Here is an 18,595-nt window from a genome sequence, read left to right on the forward strand (position 1 = left end):
TCCGATGAATCCAGACGGCCGTGACGATCGGGTTGATGTGACATGACGGACGACGAGAAGCTCCGCAGCTATCTGAAGCGGGCGACGGCCGATCTCCGCCTGGCCAAAAGGCAGTTGCGCGAGGCCGACGAGCGGGCCCGGGAGCCCATCGCCATCATCGGGATGGCCTGCCACTTCCCCGGCGACGTGGCGTCCCCGGAGGATCTGTGGCGGGTGGTGAGCGAGGGTACGGACGTCATCTCCTCCTTTCCCGAGGACCGCGGCTGGGATCTGGACGGCCTCTACGACCCGGACCCCGAGCGCGCCGGGACGAGCAGCGCCCGCGAGGGCGGTTTCCTCCGCGATGTGGCCGATTTCGACGCCGACTTCTTCGGGATCAGCCCGCGCGAGGCCGCGGCGATGGACCCACAGCAGCGGTTGCTGCTGGAGACGGCGTGGGAGGCGTTCGAGCGCGCCGGTCTGGGGCGCGACGCGCTGAGCGGGAGCGACACCGGGGTGTTCGCGGGGGTGGACTCGTACCACTATCTGTCGCTCATCGGCCAGACGACCAGCGACGCGGCGGGCTATGTCGCCACCGGGAACCTCGGCAGTGTGGTGTCGGGGCGGGTGTCGTACTCCTTCGGTCTGGAGGGACCGGCGGTGACGGTGGACACCGCGTGTTCGTCGTCACTGGTGGCGACGCATATGGCGGCGCAGGCGCTGCGGCAGGGCGAATGCACCCTCGCGCTGGCGGGCGGGGTGACGGTGATGGCGACGCCGGGCGGCTTCACCGAGTTCTCCCGTCAGCGTGCGCTGTCGCCGGACGGGCGGTGCAAGGCGTTCGCGGCGGCTGCGGACGGCACCGGCTTCTCCGAGGGTGTCGGACTGGTGCTGCTGGAGCGGCTGTCGGACGCGCGGCGCAACGGCCACCGGGTGCTGGCGCTCGTACGGGGCTCGGCGGTCAACCAGGACGGCGCGAGCAATGGGCTGACCGCGCCGAACGGGCCGTCGCAGCAGCGGGTGATCCGGCAGGCGCTCGCCAACGCCCGGCTGGCGCCCCGCGAGGTGGACGCGGTGGAGGCACATGGCACCGGTACGACGCTCGGCGACCCGATCGAGGCCCAGGCGCTGCTGGCCACGTACGGACAGGACCGGGCGGACGGGCGGCCGCTGTGGCTCGGCTCGGTCAAGTCGAACCTCGGGCACACGCAGGCCGCCGCCGGGGTGGCCAGTGTCATCAAGATGGTGATGGCGATGCGACATGAGCTGCTGCCCGCGTCGCTGCACATCGACGCGCCGACCCCGCATGTGGACTGGACCGCCGGTGAGGTGCGGCTGCTGACCGAGCAGGTCACCTGGGTGGCGGACGACCGCCCACGCCGCGCGGGGGTGTCCTCCTTCGGGATCAGCGGCACCAACGCCCATCTGATCCTGGAAGAAGCGCCGCAGGAGGCGGACCAGGCGGTCGGGCAGCCGGACACCGGTGACGTCGGCGTGGTGCCGTGGGTGGAGTCGGGGCACAACGACGCGGCGTTACGGGGCCAGGCGCGGGCGCTGGCCGAGCACGTGGCCGCCGACGCGGACGTAACGGCTGCCGAGGTGGGCTGGTCGCTGATCCGCACCCGGTCGGTGTTCGACCACCGCGCGGTGGTCGTGGGCGAGAACCGCGACCAGCTGATGGCCGGGCTCACGGCCCTGGCAGCCGGTGACACCCATCCCGGAGTGGTCGAGCCCGGCAGCGCGGCGGCCACCGCCGTGTCGGGGGCGGGCCCGGTGCTGGTGTTCCCGGGGCAGGGTTCGCAGTGGGCCGGAATGGGCGCCGCACTGCTGGACGACTCCCCAGTGTTCGCCGCCCGCGTGGCCGAGTGCGAACAGGCCCTCGCCCCCTACGTGGACTGGTCCCTCACCGACGTGCTGCGCGGCGCTCCTGACACCGCCGACCTCGGCCGCGTCGACGTCGTACAGCCTGTCCTGTGGGCCGTCATGGTGTCGCTGGCCGCCGTGTGGAGCGACTATGGCGTGGTCCCGGCGGCCGTGGTCGGCCATAGCCAGGGCGAAATCGCCGCCGCCGTGGTGGCCGGTGCCCTGTCACTGGACGAAGGCGCCAGGATCGTGGCCCAGCGCAGCCGCGCACTGCGCAAACTCGCGGGCGGCGGCGCGATGGCCTCCCTCGCCATGAGCCAAGACCACGCCGAACACTTCCTCACCGGCCTGGGCGAGCGCGCCGAAGGCGTCGGCGTGGCCGCCGTCAACGGACCCGGATCCGTCGTCGTCTCCGGACCCCCCGAGCAGGTCGCCCACGCCGTGGCGACATGCCAGGAGGCAGGCAACCGGGCCCGGCTGATCGACGTGGACTACGCCTCACACGGCCCCCAGGTGGACGAGATCACCGATGAGCTGAACGACGTCCTGGCGGGCATCAAGCCGGTGCGGTCCAGGGTGGCGTTCTACTCGGCGGTCACCGGTGGCCGCATCGAGACGAGCGCTTTGGACACCGCGTACTGGGTGACGAACCTGCGCGAGCGGGTCCGGTTCGCCGATGCCGTACGGGCCTTGCTGGACGACGGCCACCGCGTGTTCATCGAGGCCAGCACCCACCCCGTCCTCACCGTCGGCCTGCAGGAGTCCTTCGAGGAAGCGGGCGTCGGGGCCATCACGGTGCCCACCCTGCGCCGCGACCACGGCGGCCGTGCCCAGCTGGTCCGCGCCATCGCCCAGGCCTTCACGGCGGGGGTCGAGGTGGACTGGTCCCGCTGGTTCCCGGCCGACCCGGCGCCACGCGTCGTGGAGCTGCCGACGTACGCCTTCCAGCGCGAGCGCTACTGGATCGACGGCGAGTCCGGGCCCGGTGGCGATCCGGCCGGTCTCGGGCTGGTGGCCGCGGGCCATCCGCTGCTGGGCGCGGCCGTGGAGGTGGCCGATGGCACCACGCGTCTGCTGACCGGGCGGCTGTCGGCGCGGAGCCACCCGTGGGTCGGTGAGCATGTGGTGGCGGGTGCGGTACTGGCGCCGGGTGCGGTGCTGGTGGAGTGGGCGCTGCGGGCGGCCGACGAGGTGGGCTGCGGCGGTGTGGAGGAACTGGCGCTGCAGCGGCCGCTGGTGCTGCCCGCGTCCGGCGGGTTGCGCGTCCAGGTGGTGGTGGGCGCCGCGGCGGAGGACGGGCGGCGTGAGGTGGCCGCGTACACCTGCCCCGAGGACGCGGGTGGTCTCGCGGAGTGGGTGTGCCACGCGACGGGTGTGCTGGCCCCGCCCGCCGCCACCCCTGACCAAGCGGCAGGGCTGGGTGGCGTATGGCCTCCGGCGGGCGCGGAACCGCTGGACATCGACGGGTTCTACGAGCAGGTGAGGGCGGCCGGTTACGGGTACGGACCGGCATTCCAGGGGCTGACCGCCGCGTGGCGGCATGGCTCGGACGTCCTCGCCGAGGTGGTCCTGCCCGAGGCCGCAGGGGACCGTAGCGGGTTCGGGATCCACCCGGCGCTGCTGGACGCGGCGCTGCAACCGTCGCTGCTCATGGAGCGGCCGGAGGGGCAGGAGGACGACGACCGGGTGCGGTTGCCGTTCGCGTGGAAGGGCGTGTCCCTGTGGGCCTCCGGGGCGACCAGTGTGCGGGTCCGGCTGGCTCATGACGAAGCGCGGCAGGCGCTGCGGTTGACGGTGGCCGACGCGGTGGGTGCACCGGTGCTGACGGTGGACTCGCTGGTCACCCGCCCGGCCGGGGCCGACGGGTTGCGGGAGACCTCGGCCGGACGTGGGGTGGACGGGCTGTTCACGCTGGGCTGGACGCCGCTGCCCGTGCCTGCCACCGCACCCTCGGCGGAGTCGGTGGTGGGTGATGGCGGATGGGTGGTGCTGGGCGACGATCCGCTCGGCCTGGCGGCCTCGGTGGCGGCGGGCGGCCCGGGTCCGGATGTCGTGCGCTACCCGGATCTGGAGGCGCTGCTCGCGGCGATCGACGCGGGTGCGCCCGCTCCCTCGATCGTTCTGACGCCCTGCCACGCGTCCGGACCGGATGTCATCGACGCCCGCGAGGGCTTGCGGGCGGCGGATGAGCTGCTGGGGACGGTGCAGGGGTGGCTGGGGCGGGCCGCGCTGGGCGATGCCCGGCTGGTGGTCGTCACACGCGGCGCGGTGGCGATGCCCGATGCCGCTGAGAACACGGTGGATCCGGTCGGGGCCGGGGCGTGGGGGCTGATCCGCAGCGCCCAGTCGGAGAACCCCGAACGGTTCGTCCTGCTCGACCTCGACCTCGACCTCGACCTCGACCTCGATCCCGGTACCGGTACCGACAGCGGCATCGCCGCAGAGGCGGTCGTCCGGGCGGTGGATCTGCACGAACCGCAGGTGGCGGTGCGGTCGGGGCGCGTCCTGGTGCCCCGGCTGGGGCGCGCCGGTGTCGGCGGCACGTTCCCTGCGGACGCCCTGGAGGGCGGCGATGTCCTCGACCCGGACGGCACCGTGCTGATCACCGGCGGTACGGGCACGCTGGGCGGCCTGGTCGCCGAACACCTGGTGCGCGCCTGGGGTGTCAAGCATCTGCTGCTCGTCAGCCGACGCGGCCCGCACGCTCCCGGTGCACCTGAACTGGCCGAGCGACTAGGTGAGTTGGGCGCCCAAGTCCAGACCGTAGCCGCCGATGTCACCGACCCGGCGGAGGTGGCGGGCCTGGTCGCCGGGGTCGATCCGGCGCACCCGCTGACCGGTGTCGTCCACGCCGCCGGTGTGCTGGACGACGCCGTCCTCACCTCGCAGACTCCGGAGCGGCTGGCCCGGGTGTGGGAGCCGAAGGCCACGGCCGCGGCGCAGCTGCACACGGCGACGGCGGATCTGCCGCTGGCCCTGTTCGTGATGTTCTCCTCGACGGCGGCCGTCCTGGGTTCGTCGGGGCAGTCCAACTACGCCGCGTCGAACGCGTTCTGCGATGCCCTGGCCGCCCACCGCCGCGCCCTCGGTCTGCCGGGAGTGTCGGTGGCCTGGGGCCTGTGGGCCGACGCCAGTGGCATGACCGGACACCTGGACGAGGCGGACCGGGCCCGGATGGCCCGCTCGGGTATCGGGGCGCTGTCCGGTGAACGGGCGCTGGGGCTGCTGGACGCCGCCGTACGGCACGGGGCGCCGCATCTCGTCGCCATCGATCTGGACGTACGGGCGCTGACCGGGCAGCCCGCGCTCACCCTGCCCTCCCCGCTGCGGGCGCTCACCGGTGGCGGTCCGGTCCGGCGCACCGCCGCCACCGGCCGGGCGCACGCCGACTGGGCCGGACACCTCGCGGCGCTGCCCCGGGACGAGCAGCACCGGGTACTGCTCGACCTGGTGCTCACGCACGCGGCGGCGGCGCTCGGCCACTCCGACACCGGCCGGATCCCGGCCGGACGGGGCTTCCTGGACCTGGGGTTCGACTCGCTGACCGCGATCGAGCTGCGCAACAGGCTGACGGCCGTCACCGGACTGCGGCTGGCCACCACTCTCATCTTCGACCAGCCCAACCCGGCCGCCCTCGCCGCGCATCTGCACACCGAGCTGGCGCCCGGGGACGTGGACCCGCTCGCCCCGGTGCTGGGCGAGCTGGAGCGGCTGGAGGGCACGCTGCTCAGCGTCGGCCGGGACGAGGCCGCTTGGGACGCGCTCCGCGGGCGCCTGCGGAGCACGCTGTCGAAGCTGGACGCCCTGCACAGCGCCCCACACGACGCCCCACACGGCGGCCCGGCCCCGGCGGAGGGCGGCGCGGCCCAGGACGGCGTGGCGGAGAACGGCGCGGCGATGACCGGCCGCATCCAGGACGCCAGCACCGACGAGATCTTCCGGTTCATCGACCGGGACCTTGGCCGCGGGGACAGCGACGGAGAGCACATGGGAGCACACGTTGATTGACGAACGAAGCAGGAAGAAGCTCATCCTCGAGCACAGCCGTCGGCTGAACGCCGCGGACGTGGACGGCCTTCTGGAGCTGTACGCGGACGACGTCACCTTCGAGGACCCGGTCGGCTCGGGCCAGCAGAGCGGACGGGACGCGCTGCGGGCGCACTTCGAGGAGCTGGCCGCGGCGGGTATCGCCGAGGTCCCCGGGGAGCCCGTCGCGGGGCAGGACGGTACGCGGGTGCTGGTGCCCGTCACCGCCACCATGGGCTACCTCCCGAAGGGTCCCGGGTTCGCCGACCGGGGATGGCTGACGGCGCCCGACGCCCCCGAAAACGCGCGTATCACCTGGGATTACGTGCTGATGGTGCGCGCGGGGGCCGGAGGCCTCATCCAGGAGCTGCAGAAGTTCTGGGGGAGGTCCGACATTGGCATCCCGGAATGACAACCACCACGGCACAGGAGGCGTTCATGGCCGATGAGGCGACCCTCAAGAAGATGGCGGTGGAGTACGCCCGGCGCATGAACGCCGGTGATGTGGAGGACGTACTCGCCCTGTTCTCGGATGACATCGTCTTCGAGGACCCGGTCGGCGCTCCGCCGCTGATCGGGAAGGAAGCGCTGCGCGAACACATCGCGTGGTCCATCGAATGCCGGGTGCACGAGACGCCGGGCCGCCCGGTCACCTCGATGGACGGCCGGTGGGCGGCGGTGCCGACCACGGTCACGGTCTACGCGCCCACGAAACTGACCTTCAGCATCATCGGCGTCATTGAACTCGGTGATGACGGTCTGGTCCATCACGCCCAGGCGTTCTGGGGCATCACGGACACCAAAGTGGGTGATGGCCCCGAACTCACCGGCGTCGCGCACTTCATGGCCGTCACCCAGAACCTCGCTCGGATGGTCCAGGCCAAGGGCAGCCCCAGTCCGATGTAAGTGGTGAAGGGACGAAAGCAGAACCATGACCGAACCGAAGCGCGGAATTGTCCTGGGCGGCGGCTGGGCGGGGATGTTGGCCGCGCATGTGCTCGCCCGCCATCTGGAGAGCGTCACCGTCGTGGAGCGCGATGTGCTGCCCGACGGCCCCCGCCACCGCAAGGGCTCGCCCCAGGCGCGCCACGTCCATGTGCTGTGGTCGAGTGGCGCCCGTATCGTCGACGAACTGCTGCCGGGCACCATCGACCGGCTGCTGGGCGCGGGTGCCCGCCGGATCGGGTTCCACGAGGACCTGGTGACGCTGACCTCGCACGGCTGGCAGCATCGCTTTCCCCCGCGGCAGTACGCCATCATGTGCACCCGGCCGTTCCTGGACTGGATCGTGCGCGACCAGATCCTGGCGGCCGGGCGGATCTCCGTACGGTCGCGCGCCGAGATCCTCGACCTGGCCGGAGACGGCAGGCGGGTCGCCGGGGTGCGGGTGCGGGACATGGACACCGGGGCCCTCGAAACCCTGGAAGCGGACCTGGTGGTCGACGCCTCGGGGCGCGGCTCCCGGCTGCGGCACTGGCTGTCGTCGCTGGAACTGCCCCCGGTCGAGGAGGACATCGTCGACGCGGGCATCGCGTACGCCACCCGGGTGTTCCGGGCGCCGCCGGGGGCCACCGCCGGATTCCCCGCCGTCAACGTGGCCGCCGACCACCGGGTGCGCGAGCCCGGCCGCTTCGGGGTGGTCTATCCGCAGGAGGACGGCACCTGGATGGTGACCCTGTCCTGCACCCGTGGCGCCGGGCTGCCCACGCACGACGACGACTTCCTGCCGTACGCGCAGACGCTGCGCCATCCGCTCGTCGCCGACCTCATCACCCTGGCCGAGCCGCTGACGTCGGTGGCGGTGTCCCGCGTCGGCGCCAACCGCCGGCTGTATCCGGAACGGCTGGACACCTGGCCGGAGGGGCTGCTCGTCCTCGGGGACGCGCTGGCCGCGTTCAACCCGATCTACGGCCACGGGATGAGCGCCGCCGCGCGCAGTGCCGCCGCGCTCGACGCGGAGCTGGGGCGTTCCGGATACGACCCGGCGCGGACCCGGCGGGTGCAGCAGGCGGTCAGCGCCGTGGTGGACGACCCGTGGATCATGGCCGCGTCCAAGGACGTCGAATACGTCAACTGCCGTACGGATGTGACGGATCCGCGGCTGACCGGTGGGGTGGTGGCGCGGCAGCGCTTCTCCGACCTCATCTCCGACCGGGCGATCCGCGCCTCCGCGGTATGCGACGTGGTGACCGATGTGATCAGCCTGACCGCGCCGCAGTCCGAGCTGGCGTCCAGCCGCTTCCTGTCGCTGATGCAGCAGGACCGGCCGCTGCCGGAACTCACCGCGCCGCCGCTGCGTCCCGAAGAACTCGCCCTGGTGGATCTGAATCCGCGCAGCACGGTGGCCGGGCGACTGTCATGACGAACGAGGAAAAGCTCGTCGACTACCTCAAGTGGACCACCGCCGAGCTGCACGAGACCCGGCGGCAGCTGCGGGAGCTGCGGTCGGAGCGGGAGGACCCGGTCGCGCTCGTCGGCATGGCCTGCCGCTTCCCCGGTGGCGTCCGCACACCGGAGCAGCTGTGGGACCTGGTGGACGGCGAACGGGACGCCGTTTCCGGCCTGCCCACCGACCGCGGGTGGGATCTGGAGCGGCTCCACCACTCCGGTCCGGGCCGCCATGGCGCCTCGTATGTCCGCGCGGGTGGCTTCATCTATGACGCGGCCGCGTTCGACGCGGAGTTCTTCGACATCGGCCCCCGTGAGGCCGCGGCCATCGAACCGCAGCAGCGGATGCTGCTGGAGCTGGCCTGGGAGGCCACGGAGAGCGCGGGCATCGATCCGCAGACCCTGCGCGGCAGTTCCACGGGCGTGTACACGGGAGTGATGTACCACGACTACGCGGCGCGGCTGAGCGAGATCCCGGAGGATCTGCTGAGTCATGTGGGCAACGGCAGCGCCGGAAGCGTGGCGTCGGGCCGGATCGCGTTCACCCTGGGGCTGCGGGGCGCGGCCGTCACGCTGGACACGGCGTGTTCGTCGTCGCTGCTGGCGATGCATCTGGCCGCGCACTCGCTGCGCCAGCGGGAATGTGACCTGGCGCTGGCCGGTGGCGCCGCCCTCATGTACACCCCGAGCGTGTTCCAGGTGCCCTCCGGGCAGAGTCAGTTGGCCACCGACGCGCGGTGCAAGTCCTTCGCGGACGCGGCCGACGGCATGGTGTACGGGGAGGGCGCCGGTCTGGTGCTGCTGGAGCGGCTGTCCGACGCGCGGCGCCACGGCCACCAGGTGCTGGCGGTGCTGCGCGGTTCGGCGATCAACCAGGACGGTGCCAGTACGGGGATGGCCGCGCCGAACGGCCCGGCCCAGCAGCAGCTGATCCGGGACGCGCTGGCGAACGCCGGGCTGTCGGCGGCCGATGTGGACGCGGTGGAGGCGCATGGCACCGGTACCGCGTTCGGCGACTCCATCGAGGTGCAGGCGCTGCTGGCCACCTACGGTCAGGAGCGTCCCGCCGACCGTCCCCTGCTGCTGGGGTCGGTGAAGTCGAACATCGGGCACACCCAGTCCGCCGCCGGGCTGGCCGGTGTCGTCAAGATGGTGATGGCCATGCGGCGCGGGGTGCTGCCGCGCTCCCTGCACATCGACCGGCCCACCCGGCTGGTGGACTGGCGCAGGGGCGCGGTGCGGCTGCTGACCGAGCGGACGCCGTGGCCGGTGCGCGACGAGGGTCCACGGCGCGCCGGGGTGTCCTCCTTCAGCGCGAGCGGCACCAACGCCCATCTGATCCTGGAGCAGCCGCCCCCGGTCGTTTCCGCCGGTGGTGATGTTCCGCCCGCCGGAGCGGTGCCGTGGGTGCTGTCCGCACGCGGTACGGCGGCGTTACGGGGCCAGGCGCGGGCTCTGGCCGCCCAGGTGGCCGCGTGCCCGGGTGTTTCACCCCGCGATGTGGGGTGGTCGCTGGCCACGACACGGTCGGTGTTCGACCACCGGGCCGTCGTGGTCTGCGAGGAGCCGGACGGGCTACGGGCCGGTCTGGAGGCGCTGGCGGCCGGTGAGCCGCATCCGGCCGTGGTCGGGCCGGGTGTGGTGCGTAGTGGCGGGGTTGCGGCCTCATCGATCAGGACCGTGTTCGTCTTCGACGGCGAGGGCGGCCGGTGTCCGGCGGCGGGCCGCGAACTGTACGACCGGTTCCCGGTGTTCGCCGCCGCCTTCGACGAGGTGTGCGCGCTGCTGGGGATGGCGGGGGAACGTCCGCCACCGGACTCGGAGGCCGGGCTGTTCGCGCTGTACATCGCGCTGGCCCGGCTGCTGGACGCGGCCGGGGTACGGCCCGACGCGGTGGCCGGGGTGTCCGTCGGTGAGATCGCCGCCGCGCAGGTGGCCGGTGTCCTCGACCTCTCGGACGCCTGCCGCCTCGTCGCGGCCGGGCCCGGCGCGCTCCCCCGGGCCATCGGGGCGGTGTCCCCCCGCCGCCCAGCGGTCCCGCTCCTCGACGGCCGCACCGGCCTGCCCGTCGATGAGCGGATCAGCACGCCCGGCTACTGGTACGACCGCGAGCGCGACCGCGACCCGGCCGGGCCACGTCCCGAGGCCCTGAACCCGGGCGACGCCGGTGTGGTCTGGGAGCTGGGGCCCGGGCGTGACCTGCCGGAGGGGGTGGCGCCGCTGGTGCTGTCGCCCTTCGCAGGCGACGACGAGGTGCGCGAGCTGACGTACGCTCTGGCGCGGCTGCACACCACCGGCGCCACGGTCGGCTGGGCCGCCCTCCTCGGCGGCGGCAGCACACCACCGCGTACCGTCCCGCTGCCCACGTACGCCTTCCAGCGGGAGCGGTTCTGGCTGGAGAACGAACCCGGGGCCGGTGCCGCACCCGTGACCGAGACCTGGGTGGACACCGAGTTCTGGGACGCGGTGGAGCACACGGACGTGGCGGCCCTCACCCGTACCCTCGACGTTCCGGCGGAGCGGCACGGCCTGCTGGCGGAGATCCTGCCCGCGCTGGCCGCCTGGCGGCGGCAGCGGCAGTGGCGGCACCGGATCGCCTGGCAGGCCATGGCCGAAGTGGTGGCGCCGGGGCTGTCCGGCACCTGGCTGGTCGCGTCGGGGGGCGGTCCGTACGCCGAGGCCGTCACCGACACACTGCGCGAGCACGGCGCCGAGGTCGTCGTACTCGGTCCGGAGGGCCCGTCGGCCCGCGATGTCCTCACCGCACGGATATCCGATGCCGCCGCCGGGCGGTTCGTCGCGGGTGTGCTCTCGCTGTCGGCGTTGGACGAGACGCGGCCTCCGGCCGACGACGGCCGAAGCCCGGCGCTCGCCTCCACCATCTCGCTGGTCGAGGCGGTGGAGCGGGCCGGGATCGAGGCCCCGGTGTGGGTGGCCACGCGCGGGGCGGTCGGTGTCGATCGCGGGGACCCGGTGACCCGCCCGGAGCAGGCCCAGCTCTGGGGTCTGGGCCGCGCCCTCGCGGTGGAACACCCACGGTGCTGGGGCGGGTCGGTCGATCTGCCGGACCGGTTCGACGCGCGGGCGGGACGGCGGCTGGCGGGTGTGCTGGCGGGCCTCCACGGCGAGGGCGAAGTGGCCGTACGCGCCGACTGCTGCTTTACGCCACGACTGGTACGCGACGCACCCGGGCCAGCCACTTCGGGGGCCTGGACGGCGCGCGGCACGGTGCTGATCACGGGTGCGGCCACCGCCCTGGGCGCGCACACCGCCCGGTGGGTGGCCGGGGCGGGCGCGGACCGACTGCTCCTCCTCGACACCACGCCCCCGGGCGACGACCTGCTCGCCGAACTGGCCGCTTCGGGCACGCAGGTGTCCGTCGCCACCGTCGACCCGGCCGATCAGGACGCGCTCGCCACCGCCGTGGCCGGTCTTCCGTCCGACGCACCGCTGACCTCGGTGCTGCATCTCGCGGTGCCACCGCCCCAGGAGGCCGGGCCGCTGGACGTGGCACGGATCGAGGACACGTGGCCGACGGTGGTGGCGGGGGCGCGGAACCTGTGCGCACTCAGCTTGAAGAGCGACCTGTCGGCTTTCGTGCTCAGTTCCTCGGCCGTGGGCGTGCTGCCCGGCCCGGGGCTGGGCAACCAGGCCCCGGTCCACGCCTATCTGCAGGCGCTCGCGCAGGAGTGCCGCGCGCGGGGCGTCCCGGCGACCTCGGTGTGCTGGGGCTCCGTCGAGCGGCCACGGCACACCGGAACGTCCGCACTGTCCCCACGATCGGCGGCCGCCCTGCTGCGGCAGGCGGTCGTGGAGGACGCGGTGTCCGTCGTCATCGCGGACATCGAGCAAGCACCCATCAGGCGGGAGAAACGATGAACACCTTCACCGCGGTCAATGGCAGCGCCTCCGGCGATTCCTCCGACCCTCAACCGAACGGACCCGCGATGCCCACGGAACAGAGCGAGACCCATCTCGACGGCACGGCCCTGCACCAGGCGCTGGCCATCGCCACGGCCGAAGAGCGCGAGGCCATCCTGCGGGAGACCGTACGGACACAGCTCGCCGACATCCTCTCCCCCACCCCCATCGAGGACGACAGCAATTTCCTCGAAAACGGACTAACCTCGCTGACCGCACTCGAACTCACCCGCAATCTGATGACGCTGACCGACGTGGAAATCCCCCTCGTCGCCATTCTCGAATATCCCACCCCCGCCCGGCTCGGCCACTATCTCGCCGAGGCGTACGCGGCGGTCAACAGCGGGGACGGCGCCACGGCATAGCGTGCGCCGCGATACGCCGACGCCGGGCGGGAGGGCCATCCTCTCCCGCCCGGCGTCTTGGCATCCGCGAAAGAATCCTTAAGTGCCGCTAATGCGCGGACACTTGCGCCACCGCAGTTCTCGAACCACCCACGGTGACCCCGCTAGAATTTCCGCATGGATCTTTCCGTGCCCGTAACCGACGATGTGAAATTACATTTCCGACACCGGCCTGGAACCGCATCCCCCGCATTCCTCCTGGTGCATGGCATGGCCTCGAACGCCCGTATGTGGGACGAGGTCGCCGACCAGCTGGCCGCCGCGGGCCACCCGGTGTACGCGGCCGATCTGCGCGGCCACGGCGAGTCCGACACCCCGGAGAAGGGGTACGACACGCCGACCGCCGTGGCGGACCTGGTGGCGGCCTGTGCCGCCCTCGGGCTGTCCGAGGTGCTGGTGGCCGGGCACTCGTACGGCGGCAACGTGTCGGTGCGGCTGACCGCCGAGCATCCCGAGCTGGTGGCGGGGCTGGCCCTGGTCGACGGCGGCTGGCTCGAACCCGCCAAGGCCTTCCCGTCGTGGGAGGCGTTCTGCGGCGCGCTGCGCCCGCCCGCGCTGGACGGCGCCACGGTGCGGAGCGTGAGTGACTACTTCCGGGCCATCCATCCCGACTGGTCGCCGGCGGCGATCGAAGCGGCCGTGGCCACCATGCGGGAGAACCCGGACGGTTCGCTGTCCCGGCGCATGTCCCTGGAACAGCACACGTCGATGCTGCGCAGCATCTGGGACGAGCCGCCGAGCCCCTGGTACGCCGCCATCTCGGTGCCCACCCTGCTGATGCCCGCCATCCCCAAGGGCGCGGACCGGCAGTGGGCGGACCGCATCCGCTCACGCATCGAAGCCACCACGGCCACGCTGCGCGGGGCGACCATGCGCGAATACCTGGACTCGGAGCACGATCTGCACGCCCAGCACCCCCGGCGGGTGGCGGAGGATCTGCTCGACCTGGCCCGTACCGTCCGGCAGGCCCCTGACCTTCGATGACCCGGCCTCGCGAAGCACCCCCCGTACGGTGTGCCGTACGGGGGGTTCTTCGCGAGGGCGGCGGCTCAGGTGCCCAGTTCGCGGTCGATGAGGGCGAACACTTCGTCGGCGGTGGCGGCGGCGAGGTCCTCCCCTGAAGCCCCTTCCTCCTCCTGCGCGGTGGCCGTGTACTTCCACAGCAGGCCCTGCAGACGGTTCACCAGGCCGGTGCGCCGCGGGTCTTCGGCCGCCATTCCGGCCAGCGCCACCTCCAGCGCGTCGAGATGTCCGAGCCCCGGGTGGGCGGCGGCGGACTCCTCCGGGGCCAGCTGGGTCAGCAGACAGCCCGCCAGGGTCTCCGGTGTCGGATAGTCGAAGACCACCGTCGTCGGCAGGCTCAGCCCGGTGGCGGCGCGCAGCCGGTTCCTGAGTTCCACCGCCGCGATCGAGTCGAAGCCGAGTTCCTTGAACGGCCGTCCCGGGTCGACCGCCTCCGCCGCCGGATAGTGCAGTACGGCGGCCACATGGCCGCGTACCAGGGCGAGCAGCCGTCCGGTCCGGTCGTCCTCGCTCAGCGCGGCCAGCTCCTCGCGCAGCGCCGCGGCGCCCTCCGGGCCGCTTTCGCTATCGCCGGACTCCTGGGTGGCCTCGATGGCGTGGCGGGCGGCCGGGACCGTGTCGAACAGCCTGCTCGGCCGGGCGAGGGTGAACAGGGGCGCGAAGCGTTCCCAGGTGACATCGGCGATCGTCATCTGCGGATCGTCGTGGTCGAGCACCTGCCGCAGGGCGTTCAGCGCCCAGCGGGGATCCAGGGGCGACAGCCCCTGACGCCTGGAGCGCTCACTGTGGCCGTCCGAGAGATCCCACAGCCCCCAGGCGATCGAGACCGTGGCCCGGCCCTCGGCTCGCCGATGCTGGGCGAGTGCGTCGAGGTGGGCGGTGGCGGCGGCGTACGAACCGTGGTCCTTGCTGCCCCATGCCGTCGCGACGGTGGAGCAGTAGATCACGGTGTCCTCGGGTCCGAGGCCGCACAACTCCTCCATGTCCGCGTCCGAAGAGGCCAGTTGGGCGCAGATCTCTTTGGTCAGGCGCTCCGGGGTCAGCTCCGTCAGCGGCGCCAGTGCGCCGGAGACCGCGGTGTGCACGACGGTCCCGATCCGGACGCCCTCCGACGACAGCTGGTCGACGACACGGACGAGGCCCGCCCGGTCGCCGGGCGCCCAGTCCGCGATCGTCAGCTCGGCACCGTACGCGTCCAGCTCGGCCTTCAGCTCGGCGGCCACGTCACCGTCCTGACGCCCCAGGAGCACCACGCGCTTCGCGCCGTTGTCCGCCGCCCACCGGGCCATATGGGCCGCCGGGCCGGTGGTGTCGCCGGTGATGAGCACGGAGCCCCGCGGCGCCCAGGTCCGCGGTGGCACATCGCCGCCGGACGGCGCGGGGGCCAGCCGTCGCCCGTACGCTCCCGAGGTGCGCAGCGCCACCTGGTCCTCGTCGGGCGCCCCGGTGAGCAGGGCGCGCAATCGGCCGGGTTCCACCGCCTCGGGGCTCGTGGGGAGGTCGATCAACCCGCCCCAGATGGTGGGGTGTTCGAGCGCGGCGACCCGGCCGAGCCCCCAGAGCTGGGCCTGGGATGGGGCGATCACCGGATCGGTGTCGCCCACGGATACCGCCCCACGGGTGGCGCACCACAGGGGCACGGTGACCTCCGCGTCCACCAGGGCCTGCAGCAGGGTGAGCGTGCCGGTCAGGCCGGTGGCCACGCCATCGGCCCGGTGGGGTACGGACTCGTCGAGTGCCAGCAGCGACAGGACACCGGCCGGTGGCGCCTCATCGGCGTACCGGGTGTGCAGCAGCTCTACGAGCCGCGCCCGGTCGGTGTCCTCGGCGACGGTCAGCTCGTCCACCTGCCCACCACCCGCGCGGAGCGCTTGGACGCAGGCGGTCACCCAGTCATGCGCACGGTCGGCCGGTCGGACGACGAGCCAGGTGCGCCCCGCGCCGTCCGGGACGTCGTCGGCGAGGTCGGTGAGGGGCTGCCACTGGACGCGGTAGCGCCAGGAGTCCACGGCCGACCGCTCACGCCGACCGCGCCGCCACTCGGAGAGCACCGGCAGCACCGTGTCCCACGACGACCGCGCGCCGGGGTCGTCGGGGAGCCGTAGCGCATCGGAGAGCGCCCGCAGATCCCCGCCGTCGACCGCGGCCCAGAAGCGGGCCTCGTCCTCGTCCGCCCTCGGCGCCGCGTCGGACGGCACCGAGTCAGGCAGCCAGTACCGCTCCCGCTGGAAGGCGTACGTAGGCAGGTCGACGGTGTGCGGGGCCACCGGGCCGATCGGGTGGAGGGTCGTCCAGTCGACATCGGCCCCGGCGGTGAACGCCTGGGCGAGGGACTGGACCAGCTGCGCCCCGCCCCCGTGGTCACGGCGCAGGGTGGGCACGGTGACGGCCTCGATGCCCGTGTGCTCGAACGTCTCCTGCATGCCGACGGTCAGCACGGGGTGGGTGCTGGTCTCGATGAACGCCCGGTGGCCATCGGCCAGCAGCGCTTCGATGGCGGCGGCGAACCGTACGGGCTCCCGCAGATTCGTCACCCAGTAGCCGCTGTCGAGGGCGGCGGTGTCGATCCGTCCGCCGGTGACCGTGGAGTAGAACGCCACCTTCGACGCGCTGGGCCGGATCCCGGCCAGAACCTCGGTCAGTTCACCGGCGATCTCGTCGACCTGCGGGCCGTGAGACGCGTAGTCCACGTCGATGAGCCGCGCCCGGTCGCCGTTCTCCTGGCAAACGGCCACGGCGGCGGCCACTTGCTCCTGGGGTCCTGAAATGACGGTGGAGGAAGGGCCGTTGACGGCCGCCACCCCGACCTCGGCACCCCGGTCGCCGAGCCCGGACAGCAGCTTGGCCACCTGTTCCTGGCCCAGACCGAGCGACGCCATCGCCCCGCCTCCCGCCAGTCGGCGCAACGCGCGGCTACGCAGCGCCACCACCTTCGCGCCGTCGTCCAGGGACAGCGCCCCGGCCACCACTGCCGCCGCGATCTCGCCCTGGCTGTGGCCGACCACAGCCGCAGGCTTCACGCCATGCCCGGCCCACACCGCCGCCAGGGACACCATCACCGCCCACAACACCGGCTGCACCACATCCACTCGGCCCAGATCGCTCCCCGAGCCGCGCAGCACATCCGTAAGCGACCAATCGACGTACGGCGACAAAGCCCGCTCACACTCCGCCACCCGCCCCGCGAACACCGGCGACGCGTCGAGCAGCCCGGCCCCCATGCCCGCCCACTGCGAACCCTGCCCCGGAAACACCAGCACCGGCCCGGACTCGCCCGCCACGGTGGCGACACCGGGGTGGACCACGCCCGGGTGCGCTTCTCCGGCGGCGAGCGCCGCGACGGCCGCCACCAGCGCATCCCGGTCCTCGCCGAGCACCACGGCCCGGTGGTCGAACCGCGACCGTGTGGTGACGAGCGACCAGCCCACATCGGCCACGGGCAGCCGTGGGTCCTCCGCCACCCGTGCCGCCAGCGCCGCCGCCTGCCCCCGCAGGGCCCGCTGGCTGCGGGCGGAGAGCACCCACGCGGTGACGCCGGTGATCGCGCCCGATGTGGCCTGCGCGGCAGGCTCGGAAAGCTCGGGCGCCTGCTCCAGGATCAGATGGGCGTTGGTGCCGCTGATGCCGAAGGAGGAGACTCCCGCGCGGCGCGGACGCTCGCCCCTCGGCCACGCCACCGGTTCGGCCAGCAGCCGTACCCCGCCGCCCTCCCAGTCCACGTGCGGTGTCGGCTCGTCGACGTGCAGCGTGACCGGCAGCGTTTCCTGCCGGAGCGCCATCACCATCTTGATCACACCGGCGACGCCCGCCGCCGCCTGGGCGTGGCCGATGTTCGACTTGAGGGAGCCCAGCCACAGGGGCCGGTCGGCCGGTCGGTCCCGGCCGTACGTGGCCAGCAGCGCGTGCGCCTCGATCGGGTCGCCGAGCGACGTACCCGTGCCGTGCGCCTCCACCGCGTCCACCTGGTCGGGGGCGAGCCGCGCGCTGGCCAGCGCCTGCCGGATCACGCGCTCCTGCGATACGTCGTTGGGCGCGGTCAGGCCGTTGCTGGCACCGTCCTGGTTGACGGCCGAACCCCGGATCACTGCCAGCACCCGGTGGCCGTGGCGGCGTGCGTCCGACAGCCGCTCCAGCAGTACCAGCCCGACGCCCTCGGAGAAACCGGTGCCATCGGCGGCCGCCGCGAAGGACTTGCATCGCCCGTCCGGGGCCAGCCCCCGCTGCCGGGAGAACTCGGCGAACGCGGTCGGGGTCGTCAGCGCGGTGACCCCGCCCGCGAGCGCCAGTTCGCATTCGCCCTGGCGCAGCGCCTGGCAAGCCAGGTGCATCGCCACCAGGGACGAGGAACACGCGGTGTCCACGGTCACCGCGGGCCCTTCCAGCCCGAAGGTGTACGCCACCCGGCCGGACACCACGCTGGTGAGGCTGCCGGTGGTGGCGTACCCCTCGAAGCCCTCGGGGATCCGTGGCATCCGGGACAGATAGTCCTGGCTGGACACCCCGGCGTACACACCGGTCGGGCTGCCCTTCAGCGACGCAGGGTCGATGCCCGCCCGTTCCAGCAGTTCCCACGACACTTCCAGCAGCAGCCGCTGCTGCGGATCCATCGCCAGCGCCTCGCGCGGGCTGATGCCGAAGAACTCGGCGTCGAAGCGGTCGGCCCCGCGCAGGAATCCACCGTGCCGCACATAGCTGGTACCGGGGTGGTCGGGATCCGGGTGGTAGAGGCCCTCCAGATCCCAGCCACGGTCGGTGGGGAACTCCTCGATCCCGTCTCCGCCCGAGGACACCAGCTCCCATAATTCCTCGGGCGAGCCCACCCCGCCGGGATAGCGGCAGGCCATGCTCACCAAGGCCACCGGCTCCTGGGACCGCTCCTCCAGGTCCCGTACCCGCTGACGGGCCTGCCCCAGATCCACCGTGACCCGCTTCAGGTATTGGCGGAGCTTTTCTTCCGTACCCGACATCAGTCCTCACTCACGCTACTCGTG

At 72.9% G+C, this 18,595-nt stretch carries 8 protein-coding genes; 7 read left to right on the plus strand and 1 reads right to left on the minus strand.

Going from position 1 to position 18,595, the window contains the following annotated elements; translation table 11 throughout:
- Nucleotides 1–42: 42 nt before the first annotated feature.
- The 7 genes from ACWC5C_RS15245 (at nucleotide 43) to ACWC5C_RS15275 (ending at nucleotide 13,565) form a co-directional block, all read left to right on the plus strand.
- Nucleotides 43–5,850: an SDR family NAD(P)-dependent oxidoreductase gene (locus tag ACWC5C_RS15245; protein WP_450875856.1), complete on the plus strand. Its 5,808-nt coding sequence runs from the start codon at nucleotides 43–45 to the stop codon at nucleotides 5,848–5,850.
- Nucleotides 5,843–6,280, plus strand: coding sequence for a nuclear transport factor 2 family protein (locus ACWC5C_RS15250; RefSeq protein WP_450875857.1), 438 nt, complete (start codon nucleotides 5,843–5,845; stop codon nucleotides 6,278–6,280). The genes ACWC5C_RS15245 and ACWC5C_RS15250 overlap by 8 nt, the downstream gene beginning before the upstream one ends.
- Nucleotides 6,277–6,774: a nuclear transport factor 2 family protein gene (locus ACWC5C_RS15255; protein WP_385448519.1), complete on the plus strand. Its 498-nt coding sequence runs from the start codon at nucleotides 6,277–6,279 to the stop codon at nucleotides 6,772–6,774. Before ACWC5C_RS15250 ends, ACWC5C_RS15255 begins: the two co-directional genes overlap by 4 nt.
- A gap of 25 nt (nucleotides 6,775–6,799) precedes the next feature.
- The gene (locus ACWC5C_RS15260; RefSeq protein ID WP_450875858.1) at nucleotides 6,800–8,230 is read left to right on the plus strand and encodes an NAD(P)/FAD-dependent oxidoreductase; all 1,431 of its coding nucleotides are present in this window, start codon (nucleotides 6,800–6,802) and stop codon (nucleotides 8,228–8,230) included.
- Complete coding sequence (locus tag ACWC5C_RS15265) at nucleotides 8,227–12,135, plus strand: type I polyketide synthase (RefSeq protein WP_450875859.1); 3,909 nt, start codon at nucleotides 8,227–8,229, stop codon at nucleotides 12,133–12,135. Before ACWC5C_RS15260 ends, ACWC5C_RS15265 begins: the two co-directional genes overlap by 4 nt.
- Nucleotides 12,132–12,542, plus strand: a complete 411-nt coding sequence (locus tag ACWC5C_RS15270) for an acyl carrier protein (RefSeq protein ID WP_450875860.1) — start codon at nucleotides 12,132–12,134, stop codon at nucleotides 12,540–12,542. The genes ACWC5C_RS15265 and ACWC5C_RS15270 overlap by 4 nt, the downstream gene beginning before the upstream one ends.
- A 156-nt stretch (nucleotides 12,543–12,698) precedes the next feature.
- Nucleotides 12,699–13,565 (plus strand): alpha/beta fold hydrolase, encoded by an 867-nt coding sequence (locus ACWC5C_RS15275; protein WP_450875861.1) that lies wholly within the window; start codon nucleotides 12,699–12,701, stop codon nucleotides 13,563–13,565.
- Nucleotides 13,566–13,630: 65 nt separating this feature from the next.
- Here the strand turns inward: ACWC5C_RS15275 and ACWC5C_RS15280 are convergent, their stop codons facing one another.
- Entirely contained in the window at nucleotides 13,631–18,571 is a 4,941-nt protein-coding gene (locus tag ACWC5C_RS15280; RefSeq protein WP_450875862.1) for a type I polyketide synthase, read from the minus strand.
- Nucleotides 18,572–18,595: the final 24 nt, after the last annotated feature.

The organism is Streptomyces sp. NPDC001700 (assembly GCF_053596435.1).